Origin of the sequence: Allobosea robiniae (genome assembly GCF_900102525.1) — a bacterium.
Classification (GTDB): Bacteria; Pseudomonadota; Alphaproteobacteria; order Rhizobiales; family Beijerinckiaceae; genus Allobosea; species Allobosea robiniae.
This window is the reverse complement of sequence record NZ_FNBZ01000006.1, coordinates 275533-299453: the sequence shown is the minus strand read 5'-3', so window position 1 is coordinate 299453 and position 23921 is coordinate 275533. Positions and strand designations below refer to the sequence as shown.

Below are 23921 nucleotides of genomic sequence, written 5' to 3'. Positions count from 1 at the left end.
CGTCTCAGGTCGGGATGCAACGTTGCCTGGTCGCATCCCACACCCCGTCCTGGCAGGGCACGGTCGCGAAGTCTGTGAGGAGGCCCACGGCCAGCAGCGCGGCAAAAGCGGCCAACGCGATCGCCAAGCCGATGACGGCCAGCCTCATCATGCTCCGTCCCTCTCGCATCAGGCCCCTTGTGCGGGTCGATTCAACAAGGGAGGGGTGAGGGCAACCGCCTGGCTCACTCCAGCTTGACCTGCGCCTCCTTGACGACCTTGCCCCAGCGGTCGACCTCGGCCGTGACGAACTTGCCGAAATCGTCGCCGGAGAGGGTCGGCATCGGCGAGCCGCTCTTCTTCCAGGTGGCCTCGATGGCGGGAGTCTTGAGGGCTTTGCCCACCTCGTCGCGCATCCTGGTCACGATCTCCGCGGGCGTGCCCTTGGGCGCCCAGAGAGCGTACCAGGTCGAGACCTCGAAGCCTTCCAGGCCGGCCTCCTTCGCCGTAGGCACGTCGGGCACGGCTTCCGAGCGGGTGGGAGCCGCGACCGCGAGCGCCCGCAGTGTGCCGCTCTGGATCTGGGCAGCCGAGGAACCGAGACCGTCGAACAGCAGGTCGACCTGGCCGGCGATCGTGTCCTGCAGGGCGGGCCCGGCGCCGCGATAGGGCACATGGGTCAGCTTCGTCTTGGTCGAGATCTGGAAGAGTTCGCCGGCGAGATGATGCGTCGTGCCGTTGCCGGCTGAGGCGAAGTTCAGCTTCTCCGGGTTCTTCCTGGCGAAGTCGATCAGCTCCGCCAGCGTCTTGGCCTGGACCTTGCCGGGATGGACGACGATGACCTGGGGCGGCTGGGCGATGACCGCGATCGGGATGAAATCGGTCTGGATGCTGTAGTCGAGCTTCGGATAGAGCGCCGGCGCGATGGCGTGATGGGCGGCGCCGACAAAGAAGGTGTAGCCGTCGGGCTTGGCCTTCGCGGCGGCCGATGCGCCGACCGTGCCGCCGGCGCCACCGCGGTTTTCGATGATGATGCGCTGGCTGAGCTGCTGGTCGAGCTGGGCAGCGAGCGGCCGTGCGAAGGCATCGGTGCCGCCGCCGGCCGGAAAGGGCACGATGAAGGTGATCGGGCGGGCTGGCCAGGTCTCCGCCAGTGCCGGCGCGGCTGCCAGCAGCGCGAAGGCTGCGGTTGCAAGGATCAGGTCTCGTTTCGTCGTCATTGTCGATGCGTCTCCCTGGGTGCGGTGTTCGTCAGCCCCTGCCTTCGAGACGGGCGGGGTGCGGAAGAACAGGAAGGGATGTCGATCGAACCGCGATGCGGCTTCATGCCAGACGCGGCCGATACAGCCCGAATGAGCGAAAGCAGCCCCGGCCCGGTTCGGGCCGAGGCAAGGTTGGAACGGAAGGCCGGAGAAGCTCCGGCCTCCGGGCAGCGGGACGGGCTCAGCTGCGATACCAGGCGGCGAGGTTCCAGGTGGTCACCTCCCAGCCCGAAATATCCGCCGTCAGGTTATTGGCGGCGGCGCCGACGACGGTGCGCGAGATGATCGGCAGAAGCACGTTGGCCTCGCAGAAGATCTCGTTGACCTTGATCAGAAGGGCGGCGCGCTTGGCCGGGTCGAGCTCGGTCTGCGCCGCCTTGTAGGCCTTGTCGGCCTCGGGGTCGGTATAGCGCGAGACGTTGCGGCCCAGCCACTTGTTCTCCTTGCTGGCGATTTCCCAGGAGACGCACTGGTTGAGGAAGCGCTCCGGATCGGGCTGTGGCTGCGTCTGGGTATACATCTCCATGTCGACATAGAGCTTGGTGTAGGTGTCGGGATTGGCCACATCCGACGAGAAGAACACCGAGGCCGTGACCGACTTCAGCTCCAGATCGATGCCGGCACGCTGGCAGGCCTGCTTGATGATGGCCTGGGTCTTCTGGCGCGGGGCGTTGATCGAGGTCTGGAAGACATATTTGAGCTTCTTGCCATCCTTTTCGCGGATGCCGTCGGCGCCCTTCTTCCAGCCGGCCTCGTCGAGGATCTTGTTGGCCTTGTCGATGCTGAACTCGTATTTGAGCTTGGTCGACTTGAACTGCTTGGGTTCGTTGACGAAGCTCGCCGTGGCGATTCCGCCGCGGCCATAGATGAACTTCTCGATCGAATCGCGGTCGATCAGCAGGTTCAGCGCCGCGCGTACCTTGGGATCGCTCAGGGTCGGGTGCTTGGTCTTCGCGCTGGAACGCTCGCCGTCGACCTCGGTCCACGGATCGGTCGTGTTCAGCGTGATGAACTCCACGTCGCCCGCCGGAACCGCGACCACCTTGCCGCGCCCCCCGGTCTCCATGCGCTTGAGGACCTCGTCCTCGACCTGCAGGTTCCAGGCATAATCGTATTCGCCGGTCTGGAGGACGGCGCGCGCCGCCGAGACCGCATCGCCACCGCCCTTGGCCTCGATCGTGTCGAATTGGGGCTGGTTCTTGACGTGATAGTCGGTATTGCGTTCGCCGGTCAGGATATCGCCCGGCTTGAACTCGACAAACTTGTAGGGGCCGGTGCCGACGGGTTTCAGGTTGGCCGGGGCTTCGCGCGACTTGGCGCCCTTGTATTCGGCAAAGAGATGCTTCGGGACCATCATCCCGACCACGCCGACGAACGGGTCGGCCCAGAATGGCGTCGGCTCCTTGAAGATCACCTTGATGGTGTGGGCGTCGACCTTCTCGACCTTGATGTCTTTGTAGGAGCCGGTGGTGTAGGCGGCGGTCGCCGGATCGGCGGCATATTCCCAGTTGAAGACGACGTCGTCGGCCGTGAACGGCTTGCCGTCATGCCATTTCACGCCCTGCTTCAGCTTCCAGGTCACGGTCTTGCCGTCGGCAGACAGACCGCCATTGGCCTTGCTCGGGATCTCGGCGGCGAGCTGCGGGAAGAGGTTGCCTTCCTTGTCCCAGCCGGCGAGCGGCTCGTAGAACACGCGGCAGGCGATCTGGTCCTTGGTGCCCGCGGCGAAATGCGGATTGAGCAGCGTCGGGGCCTGCCAGAGCAGGATCTTGAGGGCGCCGCCGCCGCCGGCCTTGGTCGGCTTGTACTTGACCGTGGCGTCCGCCATCGCGACGTCGTTCCAGGCGAGGATCTGGCTGGCGATCGGCGCCATGATGCCTACCGCCGCCATTCTCTGCATGAAGGATCGTCGCGACAGCGAGCCGTCCTTCACACCCGCGACCAGGCCGCGAATTTCCTCTTCCTTCATGGGATTCCCTCCACCTTTTCAGCAAAATGGCGCCCGGCATTGAATGCCGTGTTTTCATTGGCGCGCCAGCAATGCATGGCCGGGCCCGGGCGTCCAGTCGTCGAATGGACCGAGCATGCCGGCAATGCCGGCAAAGCGTATCGCCGTTCGAGCTGGTGGGCGCGGAGGAGGCGCTGGAGCCGGGTGACAGCGGTTCGGCCCGCTGCCCGCGAGGACGTGGCTGCGGGCAGGCTAGGGTCCGGCAAGGACTGTCGCGAACGCCTCACCGGAACGGGGGCGAGTATTGCAGGCCGCCCTCGGTCCAGAGCGCATTGGGGCCGCGCTGGAGCTTCATGGGCGAGCTCATGCCGAGATTGCGCTCGAAGCTTTCGCCGTAATTGCCGATCGCGGCTACGATCCGCACCGCCCAGTCATTGCTCACGCCGAGGCCTTCGCCGTATTTTCCGTCCTTGCCGAGGAAGCGACGGATTTCAGGATTGGTCGCGGTTTCCGCCAGCTCCTTGACGTTGGCCTTGGTCACGCCGAGCTCCTCGGCATTGATCAGGACGTACAAGGTCCAGCGCACGAGGTTGAACCAGGTATCGTCGCCGCTGCGCACCCAGGGACCGAGCGGCTCCTTCGAGATGACTTCGGGCAACACGAGATGCTCGCTCGGATCGCGGAACTTGAGCAGATTGGCCGAAAGCGCCGATACGTCGGTCGTGTAGGCGTCGCAGCGCCCGGATTCATAGGCTTTCAGCGCATCCTCCGCCGTACCGAAGGCCGCGACCTCGTATTTCATCTTCGTCCGGCGGAAGTAGTCGGCGAGATTGAGTTCGCTCGTCGTGCCCTGCGCGACACAGATTGAGGCGCCGTCGAGCTTGCTTGCGCTGGTGACGCCGAGCTTCTTCGGCACCATGAAGCCCTGGCCGTCGTAATAGTTCACGCCGGTGAAAGTGACGCCCTGGCCGGTGTTGCGCGCCAATGTCCATGTCGTCGTGCGCGGCAGCACGTCGACCTCGCCGGCTTGCAGGGCGATCAGGCGGTCCTTCGAGGTCAGCGGCACGAAGGCAGCCTTCTCCGTGTCGTTGAAGATCGCGACCGCCAGCGCGCGGCAGATGTCGATATCGAAGCCCTGCCAGCGGCCATTGGCATCCTGGGTGGAGAAGCCGGCGACGCCGGTGCTGGTGCCGCAGATGATCTTGCCGCGGTCGCGGATGGCCTTGAGCGTGTCCGCGTCGGCAGGTGCCACGGCGAGACAGGCTGCCGCGAGGGCGCCCAGTCCGGTCAGAACCGTCTTCATGGTATGTCCCCTTCGTTTTTGTGGTTGAGAAGCTGTCTGCGGGCAAAATTCTCCCTTCACGGCGCGAGCCTCGCGCCGTGTCGTCATTGCGGCCTTACGTTTGCCGCCTGTCAGGCGGCCTTGTTCGCGGTCGCCCGCCCGAGCACCGACAGCAGGCGGCTCAGATCGGCCCAGAGCTCGTCCGGTTCCTCGAGCCCGATGCTGATGCGCAGCAATGGGCCTTTCGCGGTCCAGGCGGTCGCGCTCCGGTCCTGCGCGATCGCCTGCGGCGCGACGAGGCTGCGCGTGCCGCCCCAGGAGGCGCCAATGGCGAAGACGCGCAACGCGCTCAACGCCGCGCTCATGGCCTCGTCGTCGACGGGCTTCAGCACGAGGCTGAAGAGGCCGGAGGAGCGCCCCATGTCGCGCTTCCAGATGGCGTGGCCCGGGCAGGAGGGCAGGGCCGGATGCAGCACGCGCTCGACCATGGGATGATCGACGAGCCGGCGGGCGAAATCCTCGGAGACCCTGCCCATATGGGCGACGCGCAGGCCCATGGTCTCGATGCCGCGCAGCGCGAGCTGGCATTCGTCCGGCGAGACGCCGATGCCAAAGCCGCGCAGGATCTCCTTCATCTTCTGGCGCAGCGCGATGTCCTTGACGGTGATGGAGCCGAGCAGGAGGTCGGAATGGCCGCCGACATATTTGGTCAGCGCCTCGCAGGCGAAATCGGCGCCGTGCACCAGCGGCTTGAAGATCAGCGGCGTCGCCCAGGTGTTGTCGCAACCGACAAGGGCGCCTTTCGCCTTGGCGGCCGCCACGATGGCGGGCACGTCCTGCACCTCCATCGTATTGGAGCCGGGCGACTCGACCCAGACCAGCTTGACGGTTTCGTCGATGAGCTCGGCGATGCCCGCTCCGATCAGGGGATCGTAGAAGTCATGGGCGATGCCGCGCGGCGCCAGATACTCGGTGCAGAAGCTGCGGACCGGCGGATAGGCGTGATCGGGAATCAGCACCTTGTCGCCGGGCATCAGCACGGAGAGCATGACGGTGGTCACGGCCGCCTGCCCGGATGGCACGAGCACGGTGCGCACGCCGTCGTGCAGGGCCGTCAACTGCGCTTCCAGCGTACGGGTCGTCGGGGTGCCGTGCAGGCCATAGGTATAGCCGTCGAAGCCGCGATATTTGCGGGCCATGAAGCTCGCGCCGTCCGGGTAGACGATGGTCGAGGCGCGGTGCGTCGGCACGGCAAGCGAGGCGTAGCCCTCCTCGTCGACGGCCGGGTGATGAACGCAAAGTGTCTGGTCGTGCATGGTCGGATTCCCTTGTCGGGCTGATACTCAAAGCTTTGAAAACAGGCCGCAATCGGGCCCAGGGCATCGCATGATGCCGGGATGTTATGGGGTGGGAACGTCGTCCTGCAGGGCGCGCCGGGCGACCTCGTGCATCCAGTCAATCGCGGTGGGCAGGATGGCGTCGTTGAAGTCGTAGCGGGCGTTGTGAAGCTCGCCATCCGGTCCCGCCGGGCCGTTGCCGATCCAGACATAGGCGCCGAGCTTGTCCTTGATCAGGAAGGAGAAATCGTCGCCGGTGGTGCTGGGACGAAGGTCGGTGCGGACCTTCGCGCCGATCGCCTCGCCGGCCGCGACCGCGAGCTTCACCTCAGCCGGGGTGTTGATGATCGACCGGCCGGTGGAGAGGATCTCGACATCGGCGCGCATGCCGTAGGCTTCGCAGGTGCCGGCGATCAGGTTTTCCATGCGCTTGATGACGGCCTCGCGCACCTCCGGCCGATAGGTGCGCAACGTGCCGACGAGCGTGACGCTCTCCGGGATCTGGTTGCTGACGACGCCGCCCTGAATCTGGCCGATCGAGAGCACGACGGCATCGCAGGGATCGACATTGCGCGAGATGATGGTGTGAAGACCCATGATCAGATGCGCCGAGGCCAGGATCGGGTCGCGTGTCTGGTGCGGGATCGCGGCGTGGCCGGCGAGCCCGTGCAGCGTCACCTGCCAGCGCCCGCCCGCCGCCATTACCGGCCCGTCATGGACGGCGACGGTGCCGGCCTCGAGCCCCGGCCAGTTATGGAAGGCGAAGACACGCTCCATCGGGAAGCGCTCGAACAGCCCGTCGGCGATCATCGCCCTGGCGCCGGCGCCGTTCTCCTCCGCCGGCTGGAAGATGAACTGGATCGTGCCTTTCCAGTCGGGATCGGCTGCGAGCATCGCGGCTGCGCCCAGCAGGGCGACCGCGTGACCGTCATGGCCGCAGGCATGCATCGCGCCTGGATTCAGCGAGGCATAGGGCACGTCATTGCGCTCCGCGATCGGCAAGGCATCGATATCGCCACGCAGGCCGACCGACCGGTTGGAGCCCGGCCGTGACAGCGTCGCCACGATACCGGCGCCGCCGATGCCGGCCTCGAAGGGGATGCCCAATTCGCGCAGGCGGTCCTGGAGGAAGGCAGAGGTTTTCGTCTCTTGCTCCGAGAGTTCGGGATGAGCGTGGAGATGGCGGCGCCACTCGGTCAGCCGCGGAAGAAGTGTCGTATCCATGATCGGTCCGTCTGCAGGAATCAGCGTTTCGCGGAGAGCAGCAGGTGCTCCTCCAGCCGCCTGACGAGCCAGGCGAGCACGAGGGCGATGGCGAGGAAGATCGCGCCGACGACCACCATCGGCTCGGTGTAGCGGAAGGTGTCGGAGGCGATGTCGAGCGCCGCGCCGAAGGCTTCGTAGACGGCGATGGCGGCGAGGTAGGGCGTCGATTTGAAGATGCCGATGAAGTAGTTGCCCATCGGGGCCGCGATATTGCGCAGCATCTGCGGCGCGATCACCAGGATGACGGTCTGCAACCGCTTCAGGCCGAGCGCGCGCGCCGCCTCGAACTGGCCGGGTTTCACGCCGTCGATGCCGGCCTTGAAGACCTCGGCGAGATAGCCGCTGTAATAGATGCTGATCGCGATGACGCCGATGGCGAGCGCCGGCAGCTTGATGCCGTAGGACGGCAGCACGAAGTAGAAGAAGTAGAGCTGCACGAGCAGCGGCGTCGAGCGGATGAAGTCGATCAGGAAGCGCATCGCATAGCGCATCACGCGGTTGCTGCGCCGCGCGATCTCCAGACCGAAGCCGAGCAGCGACGCCCCGATGCAGCTCAGCAGCGCGACCAGGATCGAGGTCCAGAGCGCGCCGGCGATCTTCGGCACGAGCGAGAGGGCAAAGCCCGCGTCAAACAGCATGGTCGAGCTTCCGTCCGGCGCCGACCTTGCGCTCGACCCAGCGGCCGATGATCGTCGCGGGGTAACACAGGATGAAATAGGCCACGAGCAGCGCGAAATAGACCTTCGGCGGATCGTAGAAGAGCTGCGAGATCTCCTTGGCGCGGAAGGTCATGTCGGTCAGCGTCACCAGCGAGACCAGCGCCGTGCCCTTCACCAGCTGGATGAACTGGTTGATGAAGGTCGGGACCATCGCGAGCAGCGCCTGCGGCAGTTCGATCAGCATCAGGATCTGCCAGCCGCGCAGGCCGAGCGAGCGCCCGGCCTCGCTCTGGCCCTTGTCGACCGACTGCAGGGCGCCGCGCACGGCCTGGCTGCCATAGGCGCCGATATGCAGGCCGAGCACCATCGAGCCGACGGTGATCCCCGAGAGCCGCAGGCCGAAGGAGGGCAGCGTGTAATAGAAGCCGTAGAGCAGGATGACGACCGAGGTCGAACGCCAGAACTCGATCACCGTGGTAATCGCGCCATAGGCGAGGCCACGCCAGCTATGCTGGGCGATGCCGGCGGCGAAGGCGAAGGGCACGGCATAGAGCATGCCGAGCACCGTCACCGTCAGCGTGACGTTCAGCCCCTGGAAGATGCCCGAGAGGACTTCGAGAAAGCTCATGGCGCTGCCTGCGCCGCTCAGCCGTTGCCGGCGCAGATCTGCGCCGTGGTGACCTGGCCGGCATCCTCGTCGGCGGTGAAGTTGTATTTCTCCATGATCGGCTTGAGGCCGCCGCTGGCGCGCAGCTTGGCGAGCTCGGCATTGTAGGCGTCGCGAAGCTTGGCGCTGCCCTTCGGGAAGACCGTGCCGGTATAGAGCTTGGCCGGCTGGCCGTTCGGCTTGATCAGGCCCTTGAACGGCACGGCGCGCTCGATGCCCTCGACCTTCTGCTCGTCGATCACGCCGATCGCGCTGGGGACCGACAGGGTCGTGACGTCGGCACGATCGGCGAGGATGGCGCTGACCGCGGCTTCGTTGTTCGGGAACAGCGAGATCTGCGATTCCGGCACGCCGGCGGCGATGGCGTTCTTCGTATTCTCGGAGCCGCGGCCGCCGGCGAGACGCACCTTCGGGTTCTTGGCGATATCCTCGTAGGAATGCAGCTTGAGCGGGTTGCCCTTCTTGACCAGCAGGCTGTCGCCCACCGCGACATCCGGCTCGCTGAACAGCACCTGTTCGCAGCGCGGCGGGGTGATCGCGACGCCGGACGCGATGATGTCGAAGCGGCCGGCGAGCAGGCCCGGGATCATCGCCCCGAAATCGGAGACGACGAACTCGAAATCCTTGACGCCGAGCGGCGCGAAGACCGCGCGGATCACGTCTGGATGGATGCCGACGACCTTGCTGTCCTTGTCGCGATAGGCCCAGGGCGTGCGGTTATGGATGCCGACGACGAGTTTCTTGCCAGCCCATTCGGAGGATTGGGCCTGTGCCTGCGAGGTGCCCGATCCTGCGAAGCCGGAAAGCACCGTGAGCGCACCGGCGAGGAGGAGGGGAAGATGGCGGCGCGAGGTGGCGGTCATGGCGGTCTCCGGTCGGGAACGATGGGGCTGCGCAGTGGAGGATCTGGTTGAGGAAGAGCCTGGTGCGTTCATGCGGGGAGGCCGTGCCTCAGCGCGCGCATCGTCGCCTGCAGGCCCGGCAGCCCGCTTCATGGTCGAATTCATCGTTGTCCCTCGCAATCGCGTCTCAGGCGCGTTTCCGGGGAAGGATAGCCGGGGAGGGCCGCCTTACAATTTGTGCCGAGGCATGGCTCGATGCCGGGATGTTATGATCTCAGCGCGCTTCCATGAGGCAGCCGATGAAGTCGCGCACCAGCTCGGATTTCGGCCGGTCCGGCGGCAGGATCAGGAAGCTGCGGCTCTGCACGGGCGGTTCGAACGGCCGCAGCACGATCTGGCTCTGGTCATGGCCGGCGATGGCATAGGGGCTGACCAGCCCCACGCCTACCCCCTCCGCCACCAGCGCGCAGACGGTCGCGGCGTAGATCGTCTCGACCACGACGCGCGGCGGCGCGGCGCCGGCCTCGGACAGGATCATGTCGAAGCGCTGCCGGGCGCGATCCTCCGGGACATAGGCGACGAAATCGACGCCGGAGAGATCATGCGGGCCGATCGTCTCGCGCTCGGCGAGGGGATGGCCGAGCGGGATGGCACAGAGCGCGCGCGGCTGGACGAAGGTCTGGTGGACGACCCCGGTCACGTCGATCTCATCGGCGGCGAGGCCGATATCGAAAATGCCGGCCGCCACCCCGTCCCGAACGTCGCGCGACGGCAGCACCATCAGCGTGACGGTCGCGTCCGGCCGCAGCGCGCGGAAGCGCCGCACGGCGCCGGGGATGATCGAGGAACTCAGCGCCGACAGCGTAGCGACGCGCAATTGCCCCGCCCCGTAGTCGCGAATGCGGGCAGCGCTCGCGCGCAGCCGGTCCATGCCGCGGAAATTGGCCTCGACCTCTGCAAAGAAGGTTCGCCCTTCCGGCGTCGGCACGACGCGATTGCGCACCCGGTCGAACAAGGCGAAGCCCAGCGATCGTTCGAGATCGGCGACCAGGCGACTGACGCCGGGCTGGGTGACGCCGAGAATCTCCGCCGCTCGCGAGACGGTGCCCGCTTTCATGACCGCGGCGAAGACTTCGATCTGACGGCTGTTCAATGTCGTCCTGCCCGGTCGATCCAGAGAAAGGCGACGCTAGCGCATTTCGTCTCGCGGGGCGCAGTCCTATTCGCTCGCGTCGCGCCGCGTCCGCCTCAGGACAGGCGTTCCAATCCCCGATCGCTGCACCGGGCGTCCTCGACGATCGCTCGAAGATCATCTCTGTCCTTGCTCCAGCGCAAAGACGCTTCCGGCCGGGCCGCTACATCTCCCTCGACCAAAAGGGTGCACATCATGACTTTGTCCGAAGCAACGCGAAACAAAGCGATATTGGCCGTTCTGATTCTGGCCGGAGTGGCTGCGACGATTGCCGGCGCCGCATTCGGCTCCGGCATCTTCCAGGCCATCTTGTTTTCCGTCTTCGCCCTGTCGGCGGTGATCTTGTCGACGTTCCTGATCGTCGCCCTGAACTAGGCATTCGCATGAAATCGCGCCCGCCACGGCGGAGCGGGTGATCATGGTTTGGCAGCTTGCAGGGTTTCTCTCGCGCCGCGAGCGCCTGAAACTAAACCAACGGCTTAGCGGTGTGCTGGCGGAAGGGGTGGGATTCGAACCCACGGTGGGCTTGCACCCACGGCGGTTTTCAAGACCGCTGCCTTAAACCACTCGGCCACCCTTCCGTGCGGCCGTTCAATGCCGCCCGGTGAGAGGATTTGCAAGTGGAAGATGGGAATGAAGGATTCGAGGGATGATACCCCGGAAGGCCGGCGGATGCGGGCTGCCGGGCCCTCTGACCGCTCGGTTCCATGCGAGATCCGGACTGGCTCCAGAGCGTGTCCTGTCGGTCACGCTGCACAGAAAAATGGCGGCGGCGATCGCCTCGGGTTGACATGCGTCACTTTTCGAACGTTTCTGTGGCCGTCCGACGGCGCAGGGATGGCCTGTTCAGCGGTCCGCTTTCCAGCGGATTTTAGCGACTTAACGATCCCTTAATGGAATTGGCCGAAGATTCGGCTTCTCCGCCTATGGCGGCGAGCCGACAGAATGTTTTTGGCGCAGAAAGCGGAATTGGCGGAATGACTCGAGACGCTCGCTTTTCGGCCCGGGAGACCGCTTCCACGATGTCCGGACCGACGCCAGCGTTTTCTTCCATGCCGACCGTCGCCCGTGTGAGCTGTGTCATCCTCGCCGGCTTGTTCGCCGCAAACTGCGCCGGCAACCAGACGGCCGGGCGCCGCTCCAAGGAGATCGGCGCCTTTTCGCATGCGAAATACGGTACGGCCAGTCCGCGCGTGGTCGCCGAAGGCGAGGACGTGCCGAAGGGCGGCGGACGCCAGCTCGTCGGCAAGGCCTATTCGGTCGCCGGCAAGCGCTACACGCCCTTCCAGAAACCGGTGGGCTATTCGCAGATCGGTACCGCCTCCTGGTATGGCGAGGCATTCCATGGCCGTCGCACCGCCAATGGCGAAGTCTATGACCGTTTCAGCGTCTCGGCCGCGCATCCGACCATGCCGCTGCCGGCCTATGCCCGCGTCACCAATCTGATGAACAATCGTTCGATCATCGTGCGCGTCAACGATCGCGGCCCCTTTCATGGCGGCCGGATGATGGACGTCTCCCAGAAGACCGCCGACGCGCTCGCTTTCCGCCATCTCGGCACGGCGCGGATCAAGATGGAATATCTGGGCCAGGCCTCGCTCGCCGGCTCCGACGACAAGCTTCTCCTGGCGACGCTGCGCACCGATGGCTCGCCCGCGCCGATCCCGGGCACCAGTGCGCGGACGATGGTCGCGAGCGCCGATCCTGTGCCCACCACGCGCACCCGCAGCGTCGATCTCGACGCGCAGCCGGCCGCCGAGCCGGAGCCGGCTCCTGCCGCGCTGCCGTCGGTCGTGCAGGCCTATGCTCCGCAGCAGCCGCGAACGATCACGCCCTCGACACCGGTCGTCGCGACCCTAGCCTCGGCCGTCTCCACGCCGGTCGACGAAGCGCCTCTGCGCGCCGCGCCGCTGCCGCCCAGCCGGCCGTTCGATCTCGACACCATTGCCAACGCGGCAAGGCCTGTCGTGGTTCCGGCAGCTCTGCGCACCACCTTGCCGCCGACGCGAGCCAGCGTGGCGAGCCTGTTCGCTGCGCCGGAGAAGGGCGCGGGCGAGCGCCTCGCCAAGACCCATCCGCTCAACAGGCTCGCGCCGCAGACCCTGCAGCCGCTCGCGCGGAACTGATCCCAGCTTGACCTGATGGCGGGCGCTCTGCTTCACATCGAGGCATGAGCGCCTTTTGCCGTCAGTCAGGGATTGCCGCATCGCTCCGGATGGCCAGCCGGTTCGCTGCCGGCCTTGTTCTGGCCCTGGGACTGCTCTCGTCAGGCCCTGCCGCCTTGGCCCAGAACTTCCAGTCGCAGGCGCCCTTCGCCGTCCTGCTCGATTCGGATACCGGCGCGGTGCTCTACGAGAAGGCGGCCGACGAACTGATGGTGCCGGCGAGCATGGCCAAGCTCGCGACGGTGCTCGTCGCCTTCCAGGAGCTCAGCGCCGGCCGGCTCTCGCTCGACAGCGAGATCGGCATTTCCGAGAACGCCTGGCGCAAGGGCGGCGCTCCGTCCGGCGGCTCGGCGATGTTCGCCATCATCAACAGCCGGATCAAGCTCTCCGACATCCTGCAGGGCATCATCGTCCAGTCCGGCAACGATGCCTCGATCGCGCTGGCGGAAGCCATTGCCGGCGACGAGGCGACCTTCGCCCGGATCATGACCGAGCGGGTGAGGGGGCTCGGCCTGACGAAATCTGTCTTCCGCAATGCTACCGGCATGCCCGATCCGCAGCAGCGGGTGACGGCGCGCGAGCTCGCTTTGCTCGCCGACCACATCATCAAGACCTATCCCGAGCTCTACAAGATCTTCGGCCAGCGCGAGTTCACCTGGAACAAGATCCGTCAGCAGAACCGCAATCCGCTGCTGGCGATGGATATCGGCGCGGACGGGCTGAAGACCGGCAATATCGATGAAGCCGGTTTCGGCCTCGTTGGCTCTGCCGTGCAGAACGGCCAGCGCTTGATCGTGGTGGTCAACGGCCTGAAGACGGGACGCGACCGGGCGACGGAGGCCCGCAAGCTGCTCGAATGGGGCTTTCGCGCTTTCGAGCGGCGCGAGATCTTCGCCGCCGGCGAGACGGTGGGCGAGGCCAGCGTCTATGGCGGCGCGAAGGGCCGGGTCGCGCTTCGGAGCAAGGGCGCGGTCAGCCTGCTGCTGCCGCGGGGTGGCACGGAGCGGCTCGCGGCCCGGATCGTCTATCGCGGCCCGCTTGCCGTGCCCGTCCAGGAAGGGGCGGAGGTGGCGCGGCTCGTGGTGACACGCGGCGACATCAAGACGCTGGACATTCCGCTCTACGCGGCCGAGAGCGTGCAGGCCGGCACCTTGCAGAGCCGGGCGCTGGATGCGTTGTTCGAGGCCACGACCGGCTGGGTTCGCAAGGCGCTGAGCCGGAGCTGAGCAGGCCGTCATGGGCAAGGGACATTTCATCACGCTCGAAGGCGGGGAGGGCGCCGGCAAGTCGACGCTGGCGCGCGCGCTGAGCGAACGGCTCGATGCGGCCGGCGTCACAGCCCGGACGACTCGCGAGCCCGGTGGCTCCCCGAAGGCCGAGGCGATCCGCGAGATGATCCTCGCGGGGCAGGCGCGGGATTACGGTTCCTTCGCCGAGGCGCTGCTCTTCTCGGCCGCCCGGATCGACCATATCGACAGCCTGATCCGGCCGGCGTTGGACCGCGGCGAATGGGTGATCTGCGACCGCTTCATCGATTCGACGCGAGTCTATCAGGGCGTGCTCGGCAAGCTCGACAAGACCGTGCTGGCCGAACTTGAGGCCGTGACGATCTCGGGCCTGATGCCTGAATTGACGCTGATCCTCGATCTCGATCCCGAGATCGGGCTCGCCCGCGCCGCCAAGCGCCGTCGGCCGGGCGAGGCGATCGACCGTTTCGAGGGCGAGACGCTGGCCTTCCACCGTAATCTGCGCCAAGCCTATCTGGATATCGCGAGCGCCGAACCACAGCGTTGCGCCGTGCTCGATGCGACGCTGCCGCCCGAAGCGCTTGCCGAAGCTGCGTGGCATATCCTGCGCGCGCGCCTGCCTATCGACCCGGACACCTGATGCTAGCGACCAGCGACGAACCCGACCGGCTGCCGAACGCGCCGCATCCGCGCGAGACGCTCGCGCTCGTCGGCCATACCGCGCGCGAACGAACCTTCCTCGACGCGCTGGCCTCGGGCCGCATGCATCATGCCTGGCTGCTCGGCGGCCCCGAGGGCATCGGCAAGGCGAGCTTCGCCTATCGCGCCGCGCGTTTCCTGCTCGCGTCTGGCGATCCGCAGGGGAGGGCAGCCAGCAGCGCCGATCTCTCGATGCCCGAGCACGATCCGGTGACGCGGCGGGTGATGGCGCAGTCCCATCCCGACCTGCATGTGCTGCGCCGCATTCCGAAGCCGGATGGCAAGAGCTACACCAGCAACATTCCGGTCGATTCGATCCGGCGCGTGATCGATCGCTTCGGATCGAGCGCGGCCGAGGGCGGCTGGCGCGTCTGCATCGTCGACTCGGCCGAGGATATGGAGCGTTCGGCCGCCAATGCCCTGCTCAAGCTTCTGGAGGAGCCGCCGCCGCGGGCGCTGTTCCTGATCGTTGCCCATGCGCCCGGACGCATGCTGCCGACGATCCGTTCGCGCTGCCGTCTGCTGACCTTCGACCCGCTTGCGGAAGCGGATGTTGCGGAAGCCGGCCGGCTGGCACTGGAACGCATGGAGATGCCCTTCGACAGTTCGGCGCTCCGCCGCGCCGCGAGCCTGTCCGAGGGCTCGGTGCGGCGCGCGCTGACCTATGTCGATCCCGAGACGCTGGCGCTGGTGGAAGCGGTGAGGGCGCGGCTCGATGCCCTGCCGCAGATCGACCTCGCCGCGCTGATGGCGCTGGCCGAGGATGTCGCCGGCAAGGCGGGCGAGCGCGACTTCGCGGTGATGATCGAGACCATACAGGGCTGGATCTCCGACCACCTCCACGCGCATGCTGCGGCGCAACCGGCGCGCCTTGCACCGCTGGCGGAGGTATGGGAAAAGCTTGGACAGCAGGCGCGCGAGGTCGAGACCTATAATCTCGACCGCCGCCCGCTCGTGATGACCCTGTTTCATGATCTGTCGTCTGCGGTGTCCCGCTCGCGCGCAGCGTGAAGCGAAGCTTTCGGACAGACGATGGCCACGGCCCCGAAATTCTACCTGACGACCGCGATCCATTACACCAACGGGCCGCCGCATATCGGCCACGCCTATGAGATGGTGGCGTCGGACGCGATCGCGCGCTTCAAGCGGCTCGACGGCTACGACGTCTTCGCCATGACCGGCACCGACGAGCACGGCCAGAAGGTGCAGCGCACGGCGGCCCAGAACGGCCTCTCGCCGAAGGAATTCGTCGACAAGATCGCGGCGCGCTTCGAGGAGATGGAGCAGCGTCTCGGCTGTTCCTTCGATCGCTTCATCCGCACCACCGATGCCGACCATCTGCCCTCGACCCAGGAACTCTGGCGGCGGATGGAGGCCAATGGCGACATCTATCTCGCCAAATATGCCGGCTGGTACTCGGTGCGCGACGAGGCCTTCTACGGCGAGGAGGAGACCACGCTCCAGCCCGACGGCACGCGCCTGGGCGGGCAGGGCACTCCGGTCGAATGGGTCGAGGAGGAGAGCTATTTCTTCCGCCTCAAGTCCTATCAGGATCGGCTCCTGAAGCTCTACGAGGACGTGCCGGACTTCATCTCGCCGGAGACGCGCAGGAACGAGGTCGTTTCCTTCGTGAAGGGCGGGCTCGAGGACCTCTCGATCAGCCGCACGACCTTCGACTGGGGCTTAGCCGTGCCGGGCGACCCGAAGCACGTCATGTATGTCTGGGTCGACGCGCTCAACAACTATGTCACCGGGACGGGCTTCCCCGATCCGGCGAGCCCGCGCGCGCATTACTGGCCGGCCGATGTCCATATCATCGGCAAGGACATCGTGCGCTTCCACGCGGTCTACTGGCCGGCTTTCCTGATGTCGGCGGGGCTGCCGCTGCCGAAGCGCGTCTTCGGCCATGGCTTCCTGCTGAACAAGGGCACGAAGATGTCGAAGTCGCTCGGCAACGTGGTCGATCCGTTCGCCCTCGCCGAGGCCTATGGCGTCGACCAGTTGCGCTATTTCTTCCTGCGCGAAGTCTCCTTCGGCCAGGACGGCAATTACAGCCACGATGCCATCGTCGGGCGCATCAATGCCGATCTCGCCAATGATCTCGGCAATCTGGCGCAGCGCTCGCTGTCGATGATCGCCAAGAACTGCGAGGGCAGGGTGCCGCCGCGCGGCGCGCTGAACGAGGCGGACGAGGCCATGCTCGCCATGGCCGATGCGGCGCTCGCCAAGGCGCGCGAGGCGATGAAGGATTTCGCCCTTCACACCGTGCTGGCCGATCTCTGGGCCGTCGTTGCCGAGGCGAACCGCTATTTCGCCAATAACGAGCCCTGGCGCCTGACCAAGACCGATCCGGCCCGTCGTGACACCATCCTTTATGTCACGATCGAGGTGCTGCGCGAGGTCGCGATCCTGGTGCAGCCGGTGATGCCGGAGGCAGCGGGCAAGCTGCTCGACCTGCTGGGCGTTGGGCCCGAAGCCCGCAGCTTCGCGGCGCTCGGTGCGGAGCATCGGCTCGTCAGCGGTGCGGCCCTGCCGGCGCCGAGCGCGATCTTCCCGCGCTATGTCGAGCCCGAGGACGGCCAGGCCGCGTGATGCTGATCGATACGCATTGCCATCTCGACTTCCCGGACTTTGCCGAGGAGCTGCCGGCCTATGTCGCGCGGGCTGAAGAAGCCGGCGTTGGCCGGATGGTGACGATCTCGACGCGGGTCGCGCGTTACGCGGACTATGCAGCGCTGGCGGAGCGTTTCCCGTCGGTGTGGTTCTCGGTCGGCACGCATCCGCATCAGGCGCATGAGGAACTCGACGTCACGGCCGAGCGCCTCGTCGAACTGTCGCGCCATCCGCGCTGCGTCGCCATCGGCGAGGCGGGGCTCGATTATCACTACGATTCGAGCCCGCGCGCGGCGCAGGCTCAAGGGTTGCGCACGCATATCGCCGCGGCGCGGATCACGCAGCTGCCGCTCGTCATCCATTCCCGCGAGGCTGATGACGATATGATCACGATCCTGCGGGAAGAAATGGGGAAGGGCGCCTTCCCCGCCATCCTGCATTGCTTCACCGCTGGCGAAGCGCTGGCGATGGCCGGCGTCGAGCTCGGATTGTACGTTTCGTTCTCCGGAATCCTGACCTTCAAGACCTCGGAGAACCTGCGCCGGATCGCCCGAATGGTCCCGCGCGAGCGCCTGCTGGTCGAGACCGATGCGCCCTATCTGGCGCCCGTGCCGTTCAGGGGCAAGCGCAACCAGCCGTCCTATGTCGTTGAAACGGCGAAGGTTCTTGGCGAAACGATCGGCGTTTCCTTCGACGAGATCGCTGCGATCACGACCGAGAATGCGCGGCGCTGCTACTGGAAGATGGACCACGCCGCGCCGGTCGCGCAGGTGGCTTGATCCGGCGCCATGACGCTCACCGTCACCATCCTCGGCTGCGGATCGTCAGGCGGCGTGCCACGGCCGGGTTCCGGCTGGGGCGCCTGCGATCCCGCCGAGCCGAAGAACCGGCGCCGGCGCTGCTCGATCCTGGTCGAGCGCTCCGGCCCGGACGGCATGACGCGCGTCCTGGTCGATACCTCGCCGGATCTGCGCGAGCAGCTGCTCTCGGCCGAGGTCCCGGCGCTGGACGGCGTGCTGATGACGCATGACCATGCCGACCATACCCACGGCATCGACGATCTGCGCGCGCTCGTCCTGCATATGCGTCAGCGCATCCGGGTCCATGCCGACAAGACGACGCAAGCCTCGCTGCATTCGCGCTTCGGCTATCTCTTCGAGACGCCGCCCGGCAGCTATTATCCGCCGATCCTCGACCTCGACGAGATTAGCGCCGGCCGGCCGCAGACCATCGACGGCGCCGGCGGGCCGATCACGGCGCTGCCGTTCCGGGTCGAGCACGGGCCGAACTACGAGGCGCTGGGCTTCCGCTTCGGCGATCTCGCTTACCTGCCGGATGTTAATCTGATCCCGGCGGCGGCCATGGATGCGATGGCCGATCTCGACGTGCTGATCCTCGACTGCCTGCGCGAGACGCCGCATCCCAGTCATTTCCATCTGGCGCAGTCGTTGGAGGCGATCGCACGCCTGAAGCCGCGGCGCGCGATCCTGACCAACCTTCATGTCGATCTGGATTATGCCAGTCTGACCAAGCGCTTGGCCGGTATTGCAGAGGTGGCGTTCGACGGGATGACGATCTCGACCCCAGCCTGAACCGCCAGCGTTCCGGGCCGCACTTACATCAACATTAGTTCCATAATATACCTTATGCGAATCAAGCCTGGACGGATTTCGGCCCTCTTCCTTCGCTCCTGGGACTGACATCAGGACCGGCAGCCACGACGCTGCAGCTGCCGTCTTGTTTCTACCTGGCGATACCTGACCTATCGACCGTAACGCCCTCTCAAGGCCTGTTTGGATCGAAGTGCTTGGTCAGCTTATGGCCGTAGCCGCCATAGTCGCGCTGGAGCGAATCCGAGCCGGCGGCGAAGGCCGTGACCTGCTGCGGGAACCGCGTCTCGAACATGAAGGCCAGCGTGCCCTCGAGCTTGTGCGGCTTGAGTTCGACATTGCTCGCCTTCTCGAAGGCGTCGACGTCCGGCCCATGCGGCAGCATCGAGTTGTGCAGCGAGATGCCGCCCGGCACGAAGCCGCCGCCGGTCTTGGCGTCATAGACGCCGTAGACCAGCCCCATGAACTCGCTCATCACGTTCATATGGTACCAGGGCGGCCGGAAGGTGTTCTCGGCCACCAGCCAGCGATCCGAGAAGATGACGAAGTCGATATTGGCCGTGCCGGGCGTCTCCGAGGGCGAGGTCAGCACCGTGAAGATCGACGGATCGGCATGGTCGTAGAGGACCGGTCCGACCGGCGAAAAGCGCCTGAGATCATACTTGTAGGGCGCGTAGTTGCCATGCCAGGCGACGACGTCGAGCGGCGAATGCTCGATATCGGCGGCCCAGAGATTGCCGCCCCATTTCACATACATCTTCGAGGGCGCGTCGCGGTCCTCGTAGGCCGCCGCCGGCGTCAGGAAGTCGCGCGGATTGGCGAGGCAGTTGGCGCCGATCGGCCCCCGCTCCGGCAAGGTGAAGGCGCCGCCATAGTTCTCGCAGATATAGCCACGCGCCGGCCCACCCCTGAGCTCGACGCGGATCTTCACGCCGCGCGGGATCACCGCGATCTCGCCGGGTTCGATGTCGATGATGCCGAATTCGGTCCAGAGCCGCAAAGCCCCCTGCTGCGGCACGAACAGCATCTCGCCATCGGCATTGTAGAAATACGCGTCCACCATCGAGCGCGTGATCAGGTAGACATGCGCGCCCATGCCGCCCTGGCTGCCGGCGTCGCCGGCGGTCGTCATGCTGCGGATGCCCTCGATGAAGGAGATCGGCTCCGACGGGATCAGGATCGGGCTCCAGCGCAAGGGCGCGATCGGCATGTCGACCTCGCGGGCCGGCGCCGTGCGCCAGAAGCCGGCATCGACCTTCCGGAATTCGTTCCAATGCGCCACCGTCGGCCGGATGCGATAGAGCCAGGAACGCTCGTTGGTGGTGCGCGGTGCGGTGAAGGGCGAGCCGGAGAGCTGTTCGGCATAGAGCCCATAGGCGCATTTCTGCGGCGAGTTGCGCCCGAGCGGCAGGGCGCCCGGCAGCGCCTCGGTCTCGAAGCCATTGCCGAAGCCGGACATGTAGCCCGCCTGGATCGCGCTCGGGGCCTTTGAGCCGCCGGCATGGGCCGGGTTCTGAACGGTCATGGGGGCGCCCTCTCCTCGCGACGGCCTTCGCTCAAGATGGTTGCTTTGGTAACTGTCGATTTTGTAACTAACAAGGCATGTCGAAACTCGCACTCGAGCACTTCCTGCCCTATCGCCTGAATCGCCTGAGTTCGGCGGTCTCGCAGCAGTTCCGGGCGGTCTACGGTCCGCATCACGACCTGACCGTGCCGGAATGGCGGGTGCTGGCCACTCTCGCCCAGTTCGGCACGATGACGGCGAAAGCCATCGGCAAGCACTCTTCCATGCACAAGACTAAGGTCAGCCGGGCCGTGCGGGCGCTGGAGGAGCGGCGCTGGCTGGTCCGACGCGAGAACGCGCAGGACAGGCGCGAGGAAAGCCTGTCGCTGACGGCGCCCGGGCTGCACGCCTATCGCGAGATCGTGCCGCGCGCGCTGGCTTTCGAGGCCTCCATCCTCACTGCGCTCGGCCCCCATGCCGAGCCCTTGCTGGAAGCGCTCGCGCTGATGGAGGCGCGTTTCCCTGTCGAGTGAGGCACCTCCCCACGCTCTGGCGACAGAGCACGGGCGAGAACTCTCAGCCGGCCGTTTCAGTCGACCAGGCCGCGCTCCAGCGCCATGTCGATACAGCCATGGATATGGCCGTGCAGCAGCCGCTGAGCCTCGGCTGCATCGCGGCGCAGGGCGCAATCGAGCAGGGCCTTGTGATCCTCGGTCGAGGTCGGTCCCCAGAAGACGAAGAAGACCATCTGATAGCGCAGGTAGCGGTCATAGATACCGGCATGGAGATCGAGCAGCGCCTTGGAGCCGCAAGCCGAGACCAGCGCCTGATGGAATTCGAAATCGTAGCGTTTCCAGGCTTGCGTGCCCGACTCGTCGCCGGCGAGCAGGCGCTGCTCCATCCGGGCAAGCTTGTGATGGGCGGCGACGATGCGCCCTTCCCACTCGACATCCCCGGCCTGGAAGGACTGCGCCAGGGCGTTGCTCTCGATCAGCAGGCGCAGATCCGCCAGTTCCTTGAGGTCCGTCACCGAGCAGGGCGAGACCTGGAAGCCGCGCTGGCCTTCCGCGACCACGAGGCCCTGCGGCGCCAACCGGTTCAGGATCTCGCGCAGCGTGCTGATGCCGACGCCATAGACCGATTTCAATCGATCGAGCGGCAGACGCTGTCCAGGCTGGAGCACGCCGAACACGATGTCGTGCCGGATGCGCTCATAGGCCTGCTCGCCGGTCGACAGCGCCGGGATGTCATCGCTGCCGAGATCGAATGCCGCGTCCGTCATGGTGCTCCGTACCGCCTCGCCGCCTTCCTGCCAGCCGCCGCTACGGCTTGCAAGCGCGGGGACAGCAATCTCATAAATCAACTGATGATCGATGAATTATCAGTTGATCTCTGTTTCGTCTTGTATCACGTTTCGCTCAGGAAACGCGAGCGAGGCCAAGAATCTCGCCCTGGGAGATCGTCATGTCGGAGAAGGAAGGGCCGGCCCGCGCCGCAGCGGGAAGCGCGGCCGCATCGCGCCGCCTCTACATCCTGAACGGCCCAAACCTGAACCTGCTCGGGCAGCGCGAGCCGCATATCTACGGCTCGACCACGCTGGCCGAGATCAGGGAGAGCTGCGAAGCGAAGGCAGGTTCGCTCGGCTTTTCGGTCGAGTTTCGACAGACCAATTTCGAGGGCGAACTGGTCGAGAGCGTGCATCAGGCGCGGCTCGAGGCCTGCGGGATCATCATCAACCCGGCCGGTTACACCTTCACCTCGGTTGCGCTGCTCGATGCGCTCAAGATGTTCGACGGCCCGAAGATCGAGCTGCACATCTCGAATGTGCATGCGCGCGAGAGCATCTATCACAACTCGCTGATCTCGCGGACCGCGACCGGCATCATCATCGGGATGGGCGCCGCCGGCTACGAACTTGCCATCCAGGCGATGGCCGGCCTGGTCGCGGCCAGGGCCTGATGGCGATGCCCCTGCCCTCCCGGCCCGGCAAGGCTTCAGGGATGCAGCATGCGCAGGAGCGTGTCGATCGCGGCCGCGCGGCGGCGGGCCAACGCTTCGGGCGCGCCCATGTCGTGCCCGAAGACCTGGCGGATGCTGGCGCGGTTAGAGACGTTATAGAAGGCGAGCGCGCTGATCGTCAGGTGGATATCGAGCGCCTCGATCCCCGGCCGGAACAGCCCCGCCGCCACGCCGCGCTCATAGGCCTCGCGGATCATGTCGATGGCCGAAAGGTTGAGCGAAGCGATCCGGTCCGAGCTTGCGAGATGGCGGCCATGGTGGATGTTCTCGACCATGACGAGACGGACGAAATCCGGGTTCTCGGCGTGATAGTCGAAGGTGAAGCCCGCCAGCAACGTCATCGCCTCGACCGGCGGCAGGCTGGCGAGGTCGAGGCTGCGCTCGAAGCCGCGGATGCGCTCGTACATCTCCTCGAGGACGGCGCGGTAGAGCCCCTCCTTGTCCCCGAAATAATAGTAGATCATCCGCTTGCTGGTCGCGGTCCGCGCCGCGATCTCGTCGACGCGCGCGCCGCTCAGGCCGTTCTCGACGAATTCCTCCTTCGCGACGGTCAGGATGTTGCGGCGGACGCCCTCCGGGTCCTGCGTCCAGGACGCCGGCTTGCGGCCCGTCACCTTCTGCGTCGAGGCTGCCTTGCTCATGCTTCCCTCATCGGAAACCGGCGCGAAAGCCGGGTCGCACGCATTGAAATGGACAAGATGGTACATTGCGCTTGACCAAATGAACTATCTGGTACATTTAACATGTCGCCGGCAGAGCGCAAGCCGGCGAGCCTGACGACCAAGGCACCCGAGGAGAGGTGTCGCGACTTCAGACGGGAACCGGATCGACCCCTTCGAGAAGGTCGACCGCGACTGCGTCGGACCGAAAAGTGGATTTCACTTTTCGGATGAATCCGATGCAACACCAAGGAGATAGATCACCGCGCCCGTGGAGCGCGCGATGATCTAGGGAGCGCCATGAACTACAAGCTCGATTTCACGCCGGTGATCGACGGGATGCCAGCCCTGCTGATGGGCTGCCTCGGCACCTTCCTGCTCGCGATCTGCGGCATGGCGCTGGCCATCGTCATCGGCGTCGGCGGCGTGATCCTGCGCGACTCGAAGATCGCCCCGGTGCGCTGGCTGGTGAAGGCCTTCGTCGAAATCATCCGCAACACACCCTTCCTGGTCCAGATCTTCTTCATCTATTTCGCGCTGCCACTGGCGGGCCTCAGGCTCGACCCGACGCCGACCGCGATCATCGCGCTCGGCATCAATGGCGGCGCCTATGCGATCGAGATCATTCGCGGCGGCGTCCAGTCGATCGGCAAGGGCCAGATCGAGGCAGGGCTCGCACTCGGCCTGCACAAGGCGCAGGTCTTCCGGCTGATCGTGCTCAAGCCGGCGCTGAGGGCGATCTTCCCCTCGCTGACCAGCCAGTTCGTGCTGCTGACGCTGACGACCAGCATCGCCTCGGCGATCTCGGCCTATGAGCTGACCTCGGTGGCGCAGCGGATCGAGTCCGACAGTTTCCGCTCGTTCGAGGTCTACGGCACGATCACGCTGTTCTACCTCGTGATCTCCTGGGTGATGATGCGCTTCTTCGACGCGATCTCGACCCGCTACTTCAGCTACCCGGTGAAGTGAGG

Annotated in this window: 24 protein-coding genes and 1 tRNA gene; 11 read left to right on the top strand and 14 right to left on the bottom strand. The window is 65.9% G+C overall.

The window, feature by feature from the left end:
• Positions 1 to 4: 4 nt before the first annotated feature.
• The 10 genes from BLQ70_RS25680 to BLQ70_RS18135 form a co-directional block, all read right to left on the bottom strand.
• A complete protein-coding gene (locus BLQ70_RS25680) occupies positions 5 to 151 on the bottom strand; it encodes a hypothetical protein (protein WP_170843455.1) in 147 nt (48 codons plus the stop codon).
• Positions 152 to 224: 73 nt separating this feature from the next.
• Positions 225 to 1199 (bottom strand): Bug family tripartite tricarboxylate transporter substrate binding protein, encoded by a 975-nt coding sequence (locus BLQ70_RS18175; RefSeq protein ID WP_091859455.1) that lies wholly within the window; start codon positions 1197 to 1199, stop codon positions 225 to 227.
• A 223-nt stretch (positions 1200 to 1422) separates the two neighbouring features.
• Complete coding sequence (locus tag BLQ70_RS18170) at positions 1423 to 3210, bottom strand: peptide ABC transporter substrate-binding protein (protein WP_091859452.1); 1788 nt, start codon at positions 3208 to 3210, stop codon at positions 1423 to 1425.
• A 262-nt stretch (positions 3211 to 3472) separates the two neighbouring features.
• The gene (locus tag BLQ70_RS18165) at positions 3473 to 4492 is read right to left on the bottom strand and encodes an amino acid ABC transporter substrate-binding protein (protein ID WP_091859449.1); all 1020 of its coding nucleotides are present in this window, start codon (positions 4490 to 4492) and stop codon (positions 3473 to 3475) included.
• A gap of 110 nt (positions 4493 to 4602) precedes the next feature.
• The gene (gene metC / locus BLQ70_RS18160) at positions 4603 to 5787 is read right to left on the bottom strand and encodes a cystathionine beta-lyase (protein ID WP_091859446.1); all 1185 of its coding nucleotides are present in this window, start codon (positions 5785 to 5787) and stop codon (positions 4603 to 4605) included.
• Positions 5788 to 5871: 84 nt separating this feature from the next.
• Complete coding sequence (locus tag BLQ70_RS18155; protein WP_091859443.1) at positions 5872 to 7032, bottom strand: amidohydrolase; 1161 nt, start codon at positions 7030 to 7032, stop codon at positions 5872 to 5874.
• Between the two features lie 20 nt (positions 7033 to 7052).
• A complete protein-coding gene (gene ehuD / locus BLQ70_RS18150) occupies positions 7053 to 7712 on the bottom strand; it encodes an ectoine/hydroxyectoine ABC transporter permease subunit EhuD (RefSeq protein WP_061967850.1) in 660 nt (219 codons plus the stop codon).
• Positions 7702 to 8361: an amino acid ABC transporter permease gene (locus tag BLQ70_RS18145; protein WP_061967852.1), complete on the bottom strand. Its 660-nt coding sequence runs from the start codon at positions 8359 to 8361 to the stop codon at positions 7702 to 7704. Before BLQ70_RS18145 ends, ehuD begins: the two co-directional genes overlap by 11 nt.
• 17 nt (positions 8362 to 8378) lie before the next feature.
• Positions 8379 to 9263, bottom strand: a complete 885-nt coding sequence (ehuB, locus tag BLQ70_RS18140; RefSeq protein ID WP_091859440.1) for an ectoine/hydroxyectoine ABC transporter substrate-binding protein EhuB — start codon at positions 9261 to 9263, stop codon at positions 8379 to 8381.
• Between the two features lie 253 nt (positions 9264 to 9516).
• Positions 9517 to 10395: a LysR substrate-binding domain-containing protein gene (locus tag BLQ70_RS18135; protein WP_091859437.1), complete on the bottom strand. Its 879-nt coding sequence runs from the start codon at positions 10393 to 10395 to the stop codon at positions 9517 to 9519.
• A gap of 234 nt (positions 10396 to 10629) precedes the next feature.
• Between BLQ70_RS18135 and BLQ70_RS25420 the strand changes: the two genes are divergently transcribed.
• Positions 10630 to 10809 carry a hypothetical protein gene (locus tag BLQ70_RS25420; protein WP_139163580.1) on the top strand — a complete coding sequence of 60 codons (180 nt, stop codon included), beginning with the start codon at positions 10630 to 10632 and terminating at the stop codon, positions 10807 to 10809.
• Positions 10810 to 10925: 116 nt separating this feature from the next.
• Here the strand turns inward: BLQ70_RS25420 and BLQ70_RS18130 are convergent.
• Positions 10926 to 11015 (bottom strand) — tRNA-Ser (locus tag BLQ70_RS18130).
• A 471-nt stretch (positions 11016 to 11486) separates the two neighbouring features.
• Between BLQ70_RS18130 and BLQ70_RS18125 the strand changes: the two genes are divergently transcribed.
• From BLQ70_RS18125 to BLQ70_RS18095, 7 genes are all read left to right on the top strand, one after another.
• Entirely contained in the window at positions 11487 to 12560 is a 1074-nt protein-coding gene (locus BLQ70_RS18125; RefSeq protein ID WP_244512073.1) for a septal ring lytic transglycosylase RlpA family protein, read from the top strand.
• An 89-nt stretch (positions 12561 to 12649) separates the two neighbouring features.
• Entirely contained in the window at positions 12650 to 13825 is a 1176-nt protein-coding gene (locus tag BLQ70_RS18120; protein WP_091859430.1) for a D-alanyl-D-alanine carboxypeptidase family protein, read from the top strand.
• 10 nt (positions 13826 to 13835) lie between these two features.
• The gene (gene tmk, locus BLQ70_RS18115; protein WP_091859427.1) at positions 13836 to 14486 is read left to right on the top strand and encodes a dTMP kinase; all 651 of its coding nucleotides are present in this window, start codon (positions 13836 to 13838) and stop codon (positions 14484 to 14486) included.
• Positions 14486 to 15556: a DNA polymerase III subunit delta' gene (locus tag BLQ70_RS18110; RefSeq protein WP_091859425.1), complete on the top strand. Its 1071-nt coding sequence runs from the start codon at positions 14486 to 14488 to the stop codon at positions 15554 to 15556. Before tmk ends, BLQ70_RS18110 begins: the two co-directional genes overlap by 1 nt.
• 21 nt (positions 15557 to 15577) lie before the next feature.
• A complete protein-coding gene (gene metG / locus BLQ70_RS18105; protein WP_091859422.1) occupies positions 15578 to 17137 on the top strand; it encodes a methionine--tRNA ligase in 1560 nt (519 codons plus the stop codon).
• Complete coding sequence (locus tag BLQ70_RS18100; protein ID WP_091859419.1) at positions 17137 to 17937, top strand: TatD family hydrolase; 801 nt, start codon at positions 17137 to 17139, stop codon at positions 17935 to 17937. The genes metG and BLQ70_RS18100 overlap by 1 nt, the downstream gene beginning before the upstream one ends.
• A 9-nt stretch (positions 17938 to 17946) precedes the next feature.
• The gene (locus tag BLQ70_RS18095; protein WP_091859416.1) at positions 17947 to 18750 is read left to right on the top strand and encodes an MBL fold metallo-hydrolase; all 804 of its coding nucleotides are present in this window, start codon (positions 17947 to 17949) and stop codon (positions 18748 to 18750) included.
• A 190-nt stretch (positions 18751 to 18940) separates the two neighbouring features.
• On the opposite strand, the gene hmgA is transcribed toward BLQ70_RS18095, so the two are convergent.
• Positions 18941 to 20293, bottom strand: coding sequence for a homogentisate 1,2-dioxygenase (gene hmgA / locus BLQ70_RS18090; RefSeq protein ID WP_091859413.1), 1353 nt, complete (start codon positions 20291 to 20293; stop codon positions 18941 to 18943).
• A gap of 77 nt (positions 20294 to 20370) precedes the next feature.
• Here hmgA and BLQ70_RS18085 point away from each other — a divergent pair, with 77 nt between their 5' ends.
• On the top strand, positions 20371 to 20805 hold the full coding sequence (locus tag BLQ70_RS18085; RefSeq protein WP_091859410.1) for a MarR family winged helix-turn-helix transcriptional regulator: 435 nt from the start codon (positions 20371 to 20373) through the stop codon (positions 20803 to 20805).
• 56 nt (positions 20806 to 20861) lie between these two features.
• On the opposite strand, the gene BLQ70_RS18080 is transcribed toward BLQ70_RS18085, so the two are convergent.
• A complete protein-coding gene (locus BLQ70_RS18080; protein WP_061967873.1) occupies positions 20862 to 21554 on the bottom strand; it encodes a GntR family transcriptional regulator in 693 nt (230 codons plus the stop codon).
• A 182-nt stretch (positions 21555 to 21736) separates the two neighbouring features.
• Between BLQ70_RS18080 and aroQ the strand changes: the two genes are divergently transcribed.
• Entirely contained in the window at positions 21737 to 22231 is a 495-nt protein-coding gene (gene aroQ, locus BLQ70_RS18075) for a type II 3-dehydroquinate dehydratase (RefSeq protein WP_091859407.1), read from the top strand.
• Positions 22232 to 22266: 35 nt separating this feature from the next.
• Here aroQ and BLQ70_RS18070 read toward each other — a convergent pair whose 3' ends face one another.
• The gene (locus BLQ70_RS18070; protein WP_061967878.1) at positions 22267 to 22932 is read right to left on the bottom strand and encodes a TetR/AcrR family transcriptional regulator; all 666 of its coding nucleotides are present in this window, start codon (positions 22930 to 22932) and stop codon (positions 22267 to 22269) included.
• Positions 22933 to 23250: 318 nt separating this feature from the next.
• Here BLQ70_RS18070 and BLQ70_RS18065 point away from each other — a divergent pair, with 318 nt between their 5' ends.
• Positions 23251 to 23919: an amino acid ABC transporter permease gene (locus tag BLQ70_RS18065; RefSeq protein WP_061967879.1), complete on the top strand. Its 669-nt coding sequence runs from the start codon at positions 23251 to 23253 to the stop codon at positions 23917 to 23919.
• Positions 23920 to 23921 lie beyond the last annotated feature (2 nt).